Origin of the sequence: Erysipelothrix piscisicarius (assembly GCF_003931795.1) — a bacterium.
Lineage (GTDB): Bacteria > Bacillota_I > Bacilli_A > Erysipelotrichales > Erysipelotrichaceae > Erysipelothrix > Erysipelothrix piscisicarius.
Genome location: NZ_CP034234.1, coordinates 1,304,942 through 1,319,071, shown reverse-complemented (window position 1 = coordinate 1,319,071; position 14,130 = coordinate 1,304,942). Strand labels below are relative to the sequence as shown.

At 32.2% G+C, this 14,130-nt stretch carries 12 protein-coding genes, 1 tRNA gene and 3 pseudogenes; 6 read left to right on the top strand and 10 right to left on the bottom strand.

The window, feature by feature from the left end; genetic code table 11:
* The first annotated feature begins 27 nt into the window (after window positions 1-27).
* The 3 genes from EEI45_RS09485 (at window position 28) to EEI45_RS06565 (ending at window position 1,075) form a co-directional block, all read left to right on the top strand.
* The gene (locus EEI45_RS09485; protein WP_228410278.1) at window positions 28-312 is read left to right on the top strand and encodes a hypothetical protein; all 285 of its coding nucleotides are present in this window, start codon (window positions 28-30) and stop codon (window positions 310-312) included.
* Window positions 313-620: 308 nt separating this feature from the next.
* Window positions 621-833: an integrase core domain-containing protein gene (locus tag EEI45_RS09480; RefSeq protein ID WP_228410277.1), complete on the top strand. Its 213-nt coding sequence runs from the start codon at window positions 621-623 to the stop codon at window positions 831-833.
* Between the two features lie 155 nt (window positions 834-988).
* Window positions 989-1,075 (top strand) — tRNA-Leu (locus EEI45_RS06565).
* A gap of 207 nt (window positions 1,076-1,282) precedes the next feature.
* Here EEI45_RS06565 and EEI45_RS10115 read toward each other — a convergent pair.
* The 9 genes and pseudogenes from EEI45_RS10115 to EEI45_RS06520 all read right to left on the bottom strand — a co-directional run bounded on the left by EEI45_RS10115 (window position 1,283) and on the right by EEI45_RS06520 (window position 11,815).
* Window positions 1,283-3,919: a glycoside hydrolase family 101 beta sandwich domain-containing protein gene (locus EEI45_RS10115; RefSeq protein WP_407644015.1), complete on the bottom strand. Its 2,637-nt coding sequence runs from the start codon at window positions 3,917-3,919 to the stop codon at window positions 1,283-1,285.
* Window positions 3,920-3,928: 9 nt separating this feature from the next.
* Window positions 3,929-5,564, bottom strand: a pseudogene (locus EEI45_RS10110) (endo-alpha-N-acetylgalactosaminidase family protein); the annotation flags it as partial.
* A 393-nt stretch (window positions 5,565-5,957) separates the two neighbouring features.
* Window positions 5,958-6,797 (bottom strand): hypothetical protein, encoded by an 840-nt coding sequence (locus tag EEI45_RS06550; RefSeq protein ID WP_125164612.1) that lies wholly within the window; start codon window positions 6,795-6,797, stop codon window positions 5,958-5,960.
* Window positions 6,798-6,927: 130 nt separating this feature from the next.
* Entirely contained in the window at window positions 6,928-7,188 is a 261-nt protein-coding gene (locus EEI45_RS06545; RefSeq protein WP_125164611.1) for a hypothetical protein, read from the bottom strand.
* Between the two features lie 562 nt (window positions 7,189-7,750).
* On the bottom strand, window positions 7,751-8,350 hold the full coding sequence (locus tag EEI45_RS06540; protein ID WP_164503762.1) for a DUF6414 family protein: 600 nt from the start codon (window positions 8,348-8,350) through the stop codon (window positions 7,751-7,753).
* A 40-nt stretch (window positions 8,351-8,390) separates the two neighbouring features.
* Entirely contained in the window at window positions 8,391-8,615 is a 225-nt protein-coding gene (locus EEI45_RS06535; protein ID WP_125164609.1) for a hypothetical protein, read from the bottom strand.
* Window positions 8,616-8,637: 22 nt separating this feature from the next.
* Complete coding sequence (locus tag EEI45_RS06530) at window positions 8,638-9,231, bottom strand: 3'-5' exonuclease (RefSeq protein WP_125164608.1); 594 nt, start codon at window positions 9,229-9,231, stop codon at window positions 8,638-8,640.
* A gap of 41 nt (window positions 9,232-9,272) precedes the next feature.
* Window positions 9,273-10,343 carry a UvrD-helicase domain-containing protein gene (locus EEI45_RS06525; protein ID WP_125164607.1) on the bottom strand — a complete coding sequence of 357 codons (1,071 nt, stop codon included), beginning with the start codon at window positions 10,341-10,343 and terminating at the stop codon, window positions 9,273-9,275.
* A 2-nt stretch (window positions 10,344-10,345) separates the two neighbouring features.
* Window positions 10,346-11,815, bottom strand: a complete 1,470-nt coding sequence (locus EEI45_RS06520; RefSeq protein WP_407644009.1) for an ATP-dependent nuclease — start codon at window positions 11,813-11,815, stop codon at window positions 10,346-10,348.
* 739 nt (window positions 11,816-12,554) lie between these two features.
* Between EEI45_RS06520 and EEI45_RS10105 the strand changes: the two are divergent.
* A pseudogene (locus tag EEI45_RS10105) lies at window positions 12,555-12,653 on the top strand (Rib/alpha-like domain-containing protein); the annotation flags it as partial.
* Window positions 12,654-12,721: 68 nt separating this feature from the next.
* Here the strand turns inward: EEI45_RS10105 and EEI45_RS06505 are convergent.
* The gene (locus EEI45_RS06505; protein ID WP_125164605.1) at window positions 12,722-12,910 is read right to left on the bottom strand and encodes a hypothetical protein; all 189 of its coding nucleotides are present in this window, start codon (window positions 12,908-12,910) and stop codon (window positions 12,722-12,724) included.
* Between EEI45_RS06505 and EEI45_RS08585 the strand changes: the two genes are divergently transcribed.
* Window positions 12,909-13,046 carry an LPXTG cell wall anchor domain-containing protein gene (locus EEI45_RS08585; protein ID WP_164503761.1) on the top strand — a complete coding sequence of 46 codons (138 nt, stop codon included), beginning with the start codon at window positions 12,909-12,911 and terminating at the stop codon, window positions 13,044-13,046. The two genes, EEI45_RS06505 and EEI45_RS08585, sit on opposite strands and share 2 nt — an antisense overlap.
* 492 nt (window positions 13,047-13,538) lie before the next feature.
* Window positions 13,539-14,117 (top strand): annotated as a pseudogene (locus tag EEI45_RS10100) (transporter substrate-binding domain-containing protein).
* Window positions 14,118-14,130: the final 13 nt, after the last annotated feature.

Genomic DNA, 14,130 nt, shown 5'->3' with positions numbered 1-14,130 from the left:
CATCCGATTACGTTCATTTTTAGATTTATGAATTTGAACCGATCTGGTTATTACAAGTGGTTAAAGCATAAGAATGATCTCAATATTTATGAACAAAAAAGAGCGATTCTTAGCTTTGTGATTAAAGACTGGCATCGCCGTTTTCCAAGTTATGGTTATCATGATATCGCTGCAGTCATGAGAAAGCAAAGTGATTTAGGGATTGAATTTTCCGATAATTTAATCCACAAGTGTTGCAAGTTTTTAAATATTAAATCAAAAGTTAAACACTATTCCTATAAAACCTGGAACACAAAGTCGAATTTATCCTAATATTATAAAGAATCAATGGAGGCAACCAAACCTTTAGAAATTATTGTTTCAGATATGACACATATTCGAAACAAGGGATTATTATGAATGGACTTTAATGGTTGATACCTTTAACAATGAAATTATCAGTTCTGCATTATCGCGTACAACTGGTGATCCTAAGCCTTACTACAAGTGTCTCGAGGATCTCCTTGCTACTTAAGGATAATAAAAAAACAGCTCCCACGATTCTTCACACAGATCAAGGAGCTGTCTAACACTCTAAAGCTTTCGCTAAAGCGCATGAAAATTATAACATAATTAGATCTATGTCGCGAGCTGGAACACCTACAGATAATCCAATTATCGAATCATTAAATGGATGGATTAAAGCAGAAATGGCGTGTGATTATCAATACTGGTCCGTAGATAACTTTGAAAATTTTATCGAAGAATATGTACATTATTTCAATTTTGAAAGACCTGCTTACTGTTTAAATTACAAAACCCCTATCCAATATAAAATGGATAAGGGTTTCTAGTCTTTTATTAATGTCTACTTTTGTTTGACAACTCCACATGCGTGAACTCTTTTATTTTCATTGGAAATAAATAAATTCGTTATTTATGTGAAATACTTTAAGTTTTAGGTTGCATTTAAGCCCCTTTTAAGATATTATTATTAAGCAAACAACATGCCCGAGTGGTGAAATCGGTAGACGCACTGGACTCAAAATCCAGCGAGGTAAAACTCATGACGGTTCGAGTCCGTCCTCGGGCACCATTTAAAATTTAGACTCACTTTTAAGTGGTTTTTTTTTGTGTTTTTAATTTTAAAGGTTACCAAAAAGTTACCAAAGTTATGAGAATATAAAATACTCACTAATTTCGACACAACTTTGAGAAACTTTATGAATTCAAGGCATGTTCTATACATACCATGATTCACTAAAAAAAAAACAACGCACCATCAAAGGTACGTTGTTTTTTTTTAATTAGGTTGACGCTTACGTTTATTTAGTATGAAAAATAGTGTTCCAATTACCACTGCACTAATACCTAAAACAATAGTACTCATAGGTGATTCGACACCTGTACCAGGAAGCTTCGAATCTGAAGAGTCTTTTGTTTGAGAAGGATTATTTGGATCGACTGGATCAATTGGTTTAATTGAATCGATTGATTTCGTTTTTTCTAACGCTCTTATAGCATCATTGAGTTCAATCCCGATTGCATCAATAACATGTTGACTATCAACATCTTGATTTTCTAACATCGTAATTGCATTTTTAAGGATGGATTCAAATTTAGTCCAACTTTCCTCAGTATATTCATCTTTTTTAAGAGTTTTGGATGTTTCTTGCAAGACATCATAATTTACAACTTCCTCTGAAGTAAGTTCAAGATTACTCATTGCTTTCGTTAATGTTTGAACCATTTCATCAATAGATAATTGAATAGCTTCTTCATTATCATAAAGTTCTTTTGCACTTATAAGGACTGTTTCAAACTCTTTCCAACTTAATTCAGTATATAATTCTGGGTTTAGTTCTGAAGCTTGTTCAATAAGAGTTTTTAAGTATGTCTTATCTACAGGAATAATTTTTTTACCATAATTTAAAGCATAAGTTCCAAGCTCATGAGTCTTGAATACAAGTGCATCATCTAAATACTCAGCATTGACTGGTCTCCATGTTCCATCTGATTGTAGATGGAGTAGTTCAGTCGCTGGTTGCGATGCTTTCATGAAAATAAATTGACGAGTCGAACGTGTTGGAATTCTTACAGTAACTTCACCATTAAGTGGTTTCACTTCAATACCGTTACGTACAAGACTCATATTGTAAATATCTACATCAATCATCTTTTCTTCAAATTCTTTTTTGAGTGTTTCATCTTTAGTTACATTAAGTATATCTGTGTTTTCAATAACATTTGAAAGACCAGTCATACTTATATTAAATTCTTTGTTCTCTAATGTGACTTCGTAAGGTGGGACTACTTTCTCAATGCGAACATTATCTAATACAACATCTTTGTAACTTCTAAAGTTTGCTTCTTTATTCGAGGAATCTTGAAGATCAGGAGCTACACTTGTTGAATAGATACCAAACCATGTTTGTCCAGACTTTGATCCTGTAATTTCAACTTCAAAGCGTTGTGCACCATCTTTATTGAGTGTAGCAGTCAGAGGGATTTGTTGTTCATTTCCTGTAAATTCTCCATCACCAATCATAACTGCATATGTTCCTTCTGATCCTGCTTCGTAATCAAATGAAACTTTGTATGTTTCTCCAATTTCAAAGCGGATATTTTGAGGAATCGTTTGGTAAACAAGTTTTCTGCGTTGTGTTAAACCATTTGTTTTCAAGGACCAATCGCCATCAATTACGTCTGAAATTTTCTTATTGTTCCAACCACGTTGAGTATATGGCTCATGCTTTTCGGATAAGTGAGTTCTGTTATCTTCAACACCTTCAACGTTCCCCACAACAAATGGGTAAATACCTTGAGCACTATTTTCAAAGTCTTGGTAGAATACATTTTCTTTTAGATGAGGATTACCATTGTTTTTTGTAATTCGCACATCGTCGAAGTATGTCGCGCCATCTCCCGCTTCACGGATTAAGGATAATATAACATTTTTACCATTAGTAGGTGCGGTAAAGTACACAAACATATTTTGGAAGTAACTATTGTTATTCACAGTAGATGAGTTTGTATTGTGTGCATATGCTTTTACATAGTTTTTTGCGATGGATTTTTCGGTATAGTTAGATATTATTTCTCCATCCACATTAAGTTCAAGAATTGCTTTCGCATCTGAACGGTTGTCGACACCAACATAAGCTACATAAGTATCACCAGCTTCTAAACCTGTAAGTATTTGACTAACCTTAGTTGTCTCCGAATTATCCTGAATACCTAACATATCATTACTTGCTTGTGATTTTATGACATCTGCATTTTCTCCTGTCACATCCCATGCATCAAGATTTTGATAATTGAATCCTGGATCTACAATATGAGCACCACTTCCGTAGCTTACATTTTTTTCTGCCTGGTCTCCTTTATAGATTACATAAGGAATCTCTGCTTTTGCATCTAAGGTAATTCGACCATCTTTAACTGTAATAGTATCAATTAATTTATTACCGGTTTCAGTCAACTGGTAAAACTTAACAGACGATACATTCCAATCGCTTGGAATTTCCCAAGTTGATGTTCCACCTTTTTTATTAAAGTGATAAAGCTTTTCTTGATCGCCTGTAAGGTTATTTCCATTTTCATCCCAGTTCCAAGGAAGAAGATACTTATCACCATCTAAGATTAAACGATCGTTAAGTTTTATGGTACGAGAACGATAATTATCGCGGTCATTTTTATAATCATTTGATTTTCTTTCGATTATTAATTTATCATTTGCGTCATTTACAAGTTCAACCATCATTTCAGGGTTCCAATCAAAGTTTTTACCTTTTGAGTTAGTCATATTAACTGGAGTTCCTTCAACCCAACGATTCACCTTAAAGTGTTGTATATATTTTGTAGAAAGGTTATTTTCGAAAAGATTTACAATATAACCATTATAATCGTTACGTCCTTGCCATCCTTCAAAGTCTTTCATGTTATAACCACCAAGGAGCGGATATTCGGCAGCGCCACCATATGAAGGGAAGTCTGCAGGCCATGAATCACGCTGTTGGTTAAAGATAAAGCGCGTTAATGTTGAGTTGATACCTTTTAGCGTATAACCTCCATAAGTAAGGTCGGCTGCCCAGTGTTGGAATGTTGAATCAGGTTCAAATGCATAACCCCATTCTCCGCCTAAACGCCATCCTTGATCATGAATTTCTTTTGCGAGTTGATGACTTGCCCATGCATTGTTGTCACCAGATTGACCATTACCCCATACGTCAACATAAATCCAGTCAAGGTTGTCACCAACTAAGTTTTTAAGGTCTTCAAATCGAGAACGACGTCCATTTGCTAAATCGATGGCAGCATCAATATTGATACCTTGATCAATGCAGTTCCAACCGTAGTTGTAGGAACCATCTGCAGATTTACGTAAGATTTTTTCATTGAAATATTTTGACTCTGGATAAGTTTCACTCGCATTAACATGAATACCAATCTTTGCGCCATAGTCCACCGATTCATCTATTAAGTATTTGAACTCTTCAACACCACCCATGCGACGTCCAATATCTGGATAGTTTAAGTGTCCTGAGTCATGTCCTTCACTACCATAACCTTTTAGTAAAACTGATTGTATCTGTATGCAAGTTTATTTTTTTAATACCATCTAATGTCATTAAGAATGGGTTTTGAGCATGAGAACCAAAGTTCATTGCGATTCGATAAGCTACTAAATCTTTAACCGATTCTGCACCAACTGGTGAATACATAATATCTCTAAATGCAATAGCACCATCTTGCCAATTCACAACACCATCATCATTAGCATCTTCTGTAATGACAACTTTAGCTTCTGGTAATTCAAGTGTTTGTTCATTGAACATCACATCACGGTGGTAAATCCATGGTGAACTAGATAATCCTACTGAGTTATAAGACTCAAATTCTTTTACACGTGGATTTATACGTACAAAGTCATTTGCGCCACCACCTGATGAGTACTGTGAATTACTGTGCATACTTGCTGAAAGTTTGCTGTTTGAAATGACAGCATACATATAATTACTGTTAAAACTTCGTAGTGTGTCAGTTACCTCCGTTAATGTATCACCATTAACAGTTGTATCAGTTGAAATTTTTGCGCCGTACACATTAGCATTCGTTTCCGATGAATTGACGGATACTAAACTATGATTTGGAATTTCGAGGGTACGGATAATTTCTTCATTTGTTTTTTGTGAAGTATTATTATTCTTAATTTCAGTTACACTAAATTCAAGAGTATTATTTTTCACTTCCAAAAGTATCGTAAGATCAGCATTAATTTTATTTTCCGTATTGATTGCTTTTAAAATATATTTAATACTATTTTCGGATACTTTTTCTAAGCTTACTTCTGGAACAATATCAACATTATTAATTTTAATAGTATCAATTTTAGTTGGTTGACCTTGCATTTTTTTACCATTTGTTAAGGTGTAATCGAGCACCCTTGGAAATGCTTCGTCAAGACGAACTGTCATATCTGAAGATTTAATTTCTACAGGTACGACACCTTCATTATCTGGATCAACAGGACGCTCAGGTGTTATTTTCGTAACTTTAACATTATCGACTAACACTGAACCCATACCGCGATCTTTAAAAAATCCAAATGCTCCTATGCCTTTAGCAAGGCCATCCATTGTATTCGAAAGAATTTGTTGTCCATCAATAAAAAGCGTTATTGTTTGATCCTCTACAACAGTCTTCCGGTGGTGGACCTCATTTGGATTTAATACTGTTCCTTTGGAAGTAGGGGACCATGCTGGTTTAGCACCAAAGTTTTCTGTGAAATAATCCCCTTGATTATCTCCAATTACAGCATAACCATATTCACCACCATCTTGAACACGCACAAGTTGACCAAAACGAATCATATCGTTAATGGCGTCCTCTGCTTTTTCAATCGTAATGTCAGCTTCAAAAATATAATTTTCTAAAAGTGGTGTTTCTCTGAAGATAATAAGATTTTTATCTCTTGATTAAAAATCAAGTCGTACTGAATTATTGCCATCATGTGTAATGATTGATGTTTCGACTTTTCCTTTTTCAACGGTAAACATCTCTTTTAGTGATTCATCCGTCAAATCTTCAAAATTAGTTTCAAACGTATATTCCTCATAAGTATCAAGGGCCGGTCTCTCAAATTCAGGTTCTGGAATAACAATATCATCTTGGTTATCCGCTTTTACAAGAATTTTTGAGAGAATTCCTGAATAGGTCCCTAGTTTTACGACAATGTCTTCAGACTTTTCTTGAAGTTGATTGATGACATTTGTATCGAATGATTGAGTAAATAGTTGTTTCTTATCACCATCATCACTTGTAATCCAAGCAATTAGAAGATCATCTTTTAAAGAAACTTCTAACGTATTTTTCGAACCTAATTTAGGACCTGGTAGTCGATTGTCATTTTTATAAGTACCATTTCCGTCAACTTTATATTCCCAAAACCACCCACCTGCATCATACGCTACAGTTAGAAAATTCTTAGAATCAGTATAGAATAAATGAACCCCAAAGCGGTTTTTTTCGGAGGTGTTCTCTGCAATAAAATCAAATGTAAAGTTTGCTTCTTTACCATCTGTTTTCCATTCCTTATTAGGTTTAAAGATTGCAGGATTGTCTTGATTATCATTTCTATCAGATGATGAAAGTTCATAATAGCGTACGCCATCTTTGATAACTTCCTTCACGGACCCTTTACTTGCAGAAATAGATTCCCACTCTGCGGTATTGTCAGCATAGATTTTACTTGGATTCGTAGTCATTGTTGTTAAGGCAACGACTATAGTAAGAAATCCAGTCAAAAATTTCTTCATATACTCCTCCTTTAGCTCTAGTTCTTTAGCTAATTTAAGTATACAAGTCTCTGTATGTAACCTCTTTAATTATATTGTTGTAACCTTATAACTTCTTGTTGTATGAGCTTTAGGACAAAATAATTTATTCTCAAAATTCTTTTTTAACAAAGTTTTGAGAAGTTATACATTCATAAGTAGATAAAACATGTGATTTAAGTTTGATATTTACTTTATCGATTATTTCAATTGGTTGAAATGGTGATACAAGCACTTGATAAGGTGGCACGACTTTTTCAACACGTCCAGTAATTGGGTCGTTGTTGTAATCTGGAATCACCACCAAATCATTTGGGTAAAGCTCTATTTTTGATGAGCATAATACACTGATTTCATTTTTAATTTCTTTCACTTGATAATATAACATTGTTTATTTTCTCTCTTTCTATATTCATCACACACCTCAATTCTAATATAAGGTTATTCACTCATTATTTATCGCTCCTTTCTAGTAATCAGGGGTTAACCCCTTTGACACCCTATCCTTAGCACACAAAAAGGAGAGGAATGCAAAATGAAATGAAGAGATGCCGTAAGTCGTACTAGTGCGGGAGAAGGGTGAATGTAGTCAGCGAATCATCTCGAAATGAAACTCGAGAGAAAAATTTTAAAAATGTTTTTAATTTAAAAATTTTCGAATTTTGCATTACGAACGAGTGTGCTATGGTAAGGGGGTCAAATTACAAGGTTAAAGAACATAGTATTCGTAGTTTTTATTCTTTAAGATTTAATTTTATTTAGCTATTAAAATTAAAAAATTATGAATTTATCTATTGATTCTTTTTAAAACATAAACAAAAGCAGCCCACTATACGATTACAGTGGGCTGCTTTTGAAAGGATATAGCAAAAAACTAATGTTGAAAAAAGAAAACAAGAGGTTTTTTTATATAATAAATTTATAATTGCTCTTTTTCAAGTTTGAAAAAGAGCAATTATTTCAATTTGATAGACTATCTTATTTGATATATTTGTTACTGGAATAGAATCAAATGAAATAGATTGTTGGTTTGTTAAACCTTCAATTGCATGTAGGAGTTGCCTTTCTAATTCTTGATCACTTAATTTGTTGAAGGTGGTATTTTTCATTAATTTCGTTCCATATGGAAATATTCTTTTTATTTGACCTAAACATTGTAATTTACATCCAATAATATCTGTCTTGTTTGATTGATATAAATGTTCGTCGTAAATGTTTGCTATAACAGCATACTTGTCAGTTTCATAGAGTAGTTCGTCACCAGAAAACATCTTATCAATGATTGTCTTGACCTGATCAAACTCCTTATTCTTCTTATTCTTAGCCTTGCTGTGATTATTCATATTTTCAATTAGATTATATAAATCCATAAAATTATCTACTTCATTCATCAAATGTCTAAATGAATTTATTCTAAATTCTACAGGTATATTGATAAAACTTCCAGCCTCTGAAACACTAATTTTTGAAATATAATCATTAGAAGCAAGTTCATCAATAACTATACTTAGCATCGAAGCGATGGTTTGAACCATTCTATGGCTATGTTTTTCAAGTGTTCTAGATTCTTTATTTTTAGATCCACCTACTGAGCACTGAGCCTCCAAAATTGAACATTTTAAAACCGCTCAATGCTCCGTTAATTTCTGCTTCTACCTTAGATTTGTTGTTCTGTGAGACTGATTCCATGATTTCTGAATATTCATTATAACCACCATTTAATAATGCATAACGATCAAATAGTCTCGACTGATTAATATAATATGGGGTAAAGATTAATTTCTTTTTCGTGACTTTCATTTTACTGAACCTTTCAATTGTTTTAATTAAAAACATCTTCAATCCTCTCAATATATCGAGAAATTTCTTGGGGTTCTCTACTGCCCCATGGCATCATCTTGAATTTAAGAGCACTAATGTAACATCTCCTTTTTGCACGCGATAATGCAACATAAGCATTGTTGTCTTCTTCGGCCATAGTATCTTCAGTTGCTCTATAATCGGGTAATGTACCTTCATTAAGTCCTAATACAAATGTAGTATCAAATTCTAGTCCCTTAGATTTATGGACTGTAAGCAAAGAAATACCAGACAGATCTGTTTTCTGTGTTTTTCCTAAATGCATGTCATTTATGAAAGAAGTTAGGGACTTATTTTCTGACGATGCAGAATAATTTACCCAATTTGTTTTTAGAAATTTTAAATCATTAATAAGCAAGTATTTGAATTCATCACTAAAATCTCTTTTTTCAGAATAATAGCTAATTAGTGTATCTATCTCTCTAGTAAATAGTTGTATATTTGCATGAATATTCTTTGAAGCGTTAAAAATTTCCGGATAAATTAAATCAATATTTCTGTGTATTTCATTTAAATTGTAATTATCTAATTCAAACATTTCTTTAAAATAATTCATGATGATTTTATTATCAGGATTATCTAATAATTTTATGATGTTTAGTAATACCGTTGCTTCTTGCGTTTCGAAAGAAACTTTTCCAATAGCCCCAATATTGCTATTTCTTCTAATGGGATTCCATCATTTTGTAACTGACATATTTTCTTAAGGATTTCATCAGCTTCTTCTTCTTCATTTTCATACTGATTAAAAGTTACTTCGCCTTCAATAGGGAATTGCGCAAGACTTTTATCTGCACTGCCATTACTCAATTTGTTAATCATATCAACAATTTTTTTTGCTGATCTATAGTTTTCATTCAACGAAATCACTGAAGCATTAAAATCCTTCCGGAATTGTGTTAACATAATTTCTTTAGACGATCCCATAAACCCGTAGAGAGACTGGTCAGGGTCGCCTATCAACATCACATCATCTACTAATTTTGCCACACTTTTAATTATTTCGTATTGAGCTAAGTTTAGATCTTGAGCTTCGTCAATATACAAGTGACCATAAAGTCTTCGATAAAGAGACTGAGTTTCTTCAAGATTCAAAATTTGATAGGCATAATATAATAAATCATCAAAATCGAAGAGATTTTGGTTAAGCATGCTATTAACATAGCCATCATACACTTCATAATAAATTTTAGAATGCTTAGAATCTGATTCTTTAAAATATTCAGGGGGAATAAATTTATTCTTCTGAGTACTAATAAATTTTGAAATTTTTGTTAACTCATCCAATGAAAAATCATTTAACTTTTCCAACAGGTATGGCGATGCATTAATTACCTCTTTTATTATAAAAAGTTTATCTCGCTCTTCGGAGATTATTCTTAAGTTACCAGGTAGACCTAATTGATAACCTCTATTTAAAACAATATCTTGACAGAAACTATGAATTGTAGTGGCAATTACATTAGTTTTATCGGTGATTCGCTCTTGTAATTCAACAGCTGCTTTATTACTGAAAGTTAAAGCAATTATTTTCTTATTTGATTCATTTTGAACTTTCTCTATTTTTTTTGTTAGCGTAAATGTTTTCCCACTTCCTGGTGGTGCATTCACAACTAAAAAGCCTCTATAATCAATTATGTTTTTTTGTAACTTTGAAGGTAGGTTCATTGTTATACTCTCCTTAATGTAGAAATTAGAAGGTCTAATGATCGGATATTAAAATTAACATCCATCTTCATTGCCAAATAGTGAGGATATTGTGATTTATTGCCTTTGAAATATGTCAAAACCTGATTTTTTAATCTGTCTTCTTTTTTTAGGGTATCGATGTATTCTGAAGGGAGTGCTTTCATACAAGCAAAAGCATTGCTGCAAAAATCTAACTGTTCTTCTATTAGTTCATATTCCATATCAAGTTCTTTGGTGAAAATTAAGTTACAGGTTGAGAGATTTTTGTGTTGTAATGCATTAGGTACTGAATCTCTCGCATCTCCATCTGCGAAAATGATATTTTTAATTGAGTGTAATTCACAAAACTGTCTAAATAAAGGCAGACTATCTTTGCTATTGGTAGCGACGATAGATATCCCCAATTCAAAGGGTTTCTTTTGTAATTTCATTTTTAGATACTCAGTAATTATTATTTTATCTGATATTCCCTCGACTAGAATGACAATATTTGAGAATAAAATTTCTGTATAAAAAGGAAGTATAAAATTCATTATTTTATACCTATCCGTTTGACTGATATCTTTATTTACAGTTTGTAGTTGAGTACTCTCGTCATTAGAAACTCTAAATAGTTGGTAAATACCCAACTCAGAAACTATATTACTAGAGTGTGTTGTTATAAAAGTTTGAGCACTTATTTTATCTAGTTGTGAAACAACTTTATTTTGTGCTTGGGGGTGTAAATGCGATTCAGGTTCTTCTAATAAAACGATGGGGAAATAAGGCAAATTTTCCAGTTCGAGTTGCTTTCTAGTAGATTCAATATAAGATGATAAGGTTAAAATACTAACCCAACTACGTGTACCGTCACCCAACACACTAATGGGCAGATTATTATTAGAGTTTTTAACTTCAATTTCGACACCTTTATCAAGATCATCAAATTTATTTGGAATTGGAATTATACGAAGTTCGTTGATGTTCTCAATTGTAGTTGAAATTTCTGATAAATTATCCTCTATTTCTGAAATGGAAGGTAGTTTTTTACGAATCATTCGGTTAACAATTTCTAGAGCCCTTTCGATATTAGAGGAATCTAGTTCGTTAAGTTTGTAATTTGAGTTTTTCATTGGTTTGCTAAAATTCGAATTTCTGATCCTAAGTTCATCAACAATATCTCTGCTAGAGTCCAAATAGAAACTACCAATACATTTACTTAGATTTTTGGGAAGTCTCCTATTAATATCGGTAAATTCTTGTGATTCCCAATTTAGAATTGGGAATCTATTAATTTCTATTCTTTTAGAGGTGTGATTTTGACTAATGACTGTTCTAATAGAAAAACTCTCTTGATGATACTCATTTTGTACTATATTCTCACCAAATAACATTAACCAGTCTATATCAAATTTATCATCAGTGTTTGGTATCAGCATTATATCGATATAACACACATCATCTTCTTTCATACCTGAATAAAAGTCGAACTCGGAAGGTATATATCGAGGATTAAATACACAATTGATTGCTTTGTTAATGTTTGATTTTCCTGCATTATTTTGACAACAAATACAGTTTTTTCATTAGTTACTAAAAAATCCATAAATTGTATAGACTTAAAGTTGCTAATTCTAATTTTTTTAATTGAAATCATTTAATAATTCCTTTCTTTAGAATACAAGTTATAATTCAAAGTAATTACTCAAAGAAACGTTGTCTACTATTATTATAGCATTTTATTGGAAAAGTGTAAGTGCTTACGAACAATGCAAATCTGACTATTAATATATAATTGATTTTTATTAACGATTTCAGCACAACAATGATTTCAACACAACCAATACTAATTATTTTAGTTTTTATTTGAATACAAGAATGGTAAGAAAAATAATAAATTTATGATGCAATATTATTAAATATGATTTGTATCATTATATTATTAATGCAAATATTTGTAAAAGTAAGCGTATTTCTGCGGAGGTGGTTAAGTGGGAAAGGTTTATTTGTAGAAGGACGTTCACAATGCTGCTATTGAAAGGTTTGAAGCAATATTTTCGGAAGACTTTGTTGTTTATCTCTCTTTTTCTGGAGGAAAAGATAGTTCAGTGATATTGCAACTCGCGAATATGGTTGCTAAAAAGAAAAATCGAACCTGTAGGTCAAGATATTAGTATTGAGTTAAACATGAAACCAAATTCTTAGGATGCAATTGTCAATACGGATGACCTTCCTACCAATACGGTTTATACATGGAAGGAAGAAATTGATACTACTACACCAGGAACAAAGCAAGGAACAATTGTTGTTGATAAAACACCAGAAAATAGCGTTGATCCAAATACGCCAGGAATCTATCCAGGAGTCATAGAAATTATCTATCCAGACGGATCCAAAGAAACTAAGAACATTGACATCGTTGTTGAGGAAACTAAGAGATCAGAAGGACCATCTGTATATAAATCTAAAGTTGATACGAATGTTGAAGCCGATAAATTAGGTAAAGATTCTTCAGATGGTGAAATTAATCCAAATGACAAGGATTCAGGGAAAAAACCTAACAACATGCCAGAGATGGATATGAAGGATACATTACCGCAAACGGGTGTAGCAATGTCGAATTCAATAGTTTATGGATTTATGATGACTATAATTGGTTTTGTTACTTTAGTTACTAAGAAATCTATGAAGCCAGAAAAATAATCACCAGTTTGATTTTCACTTAAACGAAACTTTATCAATTACTCAGATGAATAGACAAGGCCGCCATTTAATGAGCGGCTTTGTTTTTATTTAATAAGTTTTAAAGTTTATCAAAATTTGTTGAGAAGTAAAAAATAGGTAAAATAATGTAAGAAAGGTGCTTCTTATATTTTGAATGCAAAAGAGGTGTGAGGAGGAATACAATGCGACATACTAAATTAAAAGAACTAGGAATTACCATCATTTTTTAGTGTGTAGTTTCTAAATGGAATAGAAATATGTTTATAATAAATCATGACTTAGTAGTTAATCGTTAAATCTTATTAGATATTTTAAGAAAAGAATAGTAGATATAGATACGATAATTATAGGAAATGTTTTGATTTATTTTTTAGTGAAAATATAGGGCTAAATTTGATTCTTATAAGGGAGGTATTCAACGTGAAGAAAGGAATCTTTAGTAAAGTATTATTCATAGCATTGGGAGCCATAATGATGTTGAGTTTAGGATCATGTGCTTCAAATGAAAAAGAAAAATCAAAAGATAGTAAGGAAGTAGTGGTTGGTTTAGACAATACATTTGTCCCCATGGAATTTTTGGATGAACAGAATGAATTAATAGGTTTTGATAAAGAACTTGCCAAAGAAGCGTTCAAAAGAACAGGCTATAAACCTCAATTTGAAAATATTGATTGGTCCATGAAGGAACAATCATTAAACAATGGCACTGTAGATTATCTATGGAATGGATACAGTATTACAGATGAACGCATAAAAAAAGTTGCTTTCTCTAAACCTTATTTAAATAATAAGTAAATAGCAATAACAATGGCTGAGAAACCCTTTAAAAATATAGAGGATTTAAAAGATCAAGCGGTCGGTACCCAAGCAGCTTCTTCTGTATTAGGAGCAATAGAGAAGTATAAAGTGCTCGAAGGAGATTTAGGTACTGAAAAATATGCCGTGGGGTTCAGGGTCGATGATATTAAATTAAGAGAAACGATTGATAAGGCACTTGATGAAATAAAAGAAGATGGAACTTTCCAACAATTAGAAGAAAAATGGTTTTAGTAAAGGTAAGCAA

Coding starts and splice junctions, on each gene's coding strand:
- EEI45_RS09485 (WP_228410278.1), top strand. CDS start 28: ATGAATTTGAACCGATCTGGTTATTACAAGTGGTTAAAGCATAAGAAT.
- EEI45_RS09480 (WP_228410277.1), top strand. CDS start 621: ATGTCGCGAGCTGGAACACCTACAGATAATCCAATTATCGAATCATTA.
- EEI45_RS10115 (WP_407644015.1), bottom strand. CDS start 3,919: ATGAAAGACTTTGAAGGATGGCAAGGACGTAACGATTATAATGGTTAT.
- EEI45_RS06550 (WP_125164612.1), bottom strand. CDS start 6,797: ATGAAGAAATTTTTGACTGGATTTCTTACTATAGTCGTTGCCTTAACA.
- EEI45_RS06540 (WP_164503762.1), bottom strand. CDS start 8,350: ATGGTTCAAACCATCGCTTCGATGCTAAGTATAGTTATTGATGAACTT.
- EEI45_RS06535 (WP_125164609.1), bottom strand. CDS start 8,615: ATGAAAGTCACGAAAAAGAAATTAATCTTTACCCCATATTATATTAAT.
- EEI45_RS06530 (WP_125164608.1), bottom strand. CDS start 9,231: ATGAATTATTTTAAAGAAATGTTTGAATTAGATAATTACAATTTAAAT.
- EEI45_RS06525 (WP_125164607.1), bottom strand. CDS start 10,343: ATGAACCTACCTTCAAAGTTACAAAAAAACATAATTGATTATAGAGGC.
- EEI45_RS06520 (WP_407644009.1), bottom strand. CDS start 11,815: ATGAAAGAAGATGATGTGTGTTATATCGATATAATGCTGATACCAAAC.
- EEI45_RS08585 (WP_164503761.1), top strand. CDS start 12,909: ATGCCAGAGATGGATATGAAGGATACATTACCGCAAACGGGTGTAGCA.
- EEI45_RS06505 (WP_125164605.1), bottom strand. CDS start 12,910: ATGTTGTTAGGTTTTTTCCCTGAATCCTTGTCATTTGGATTAATTTCA.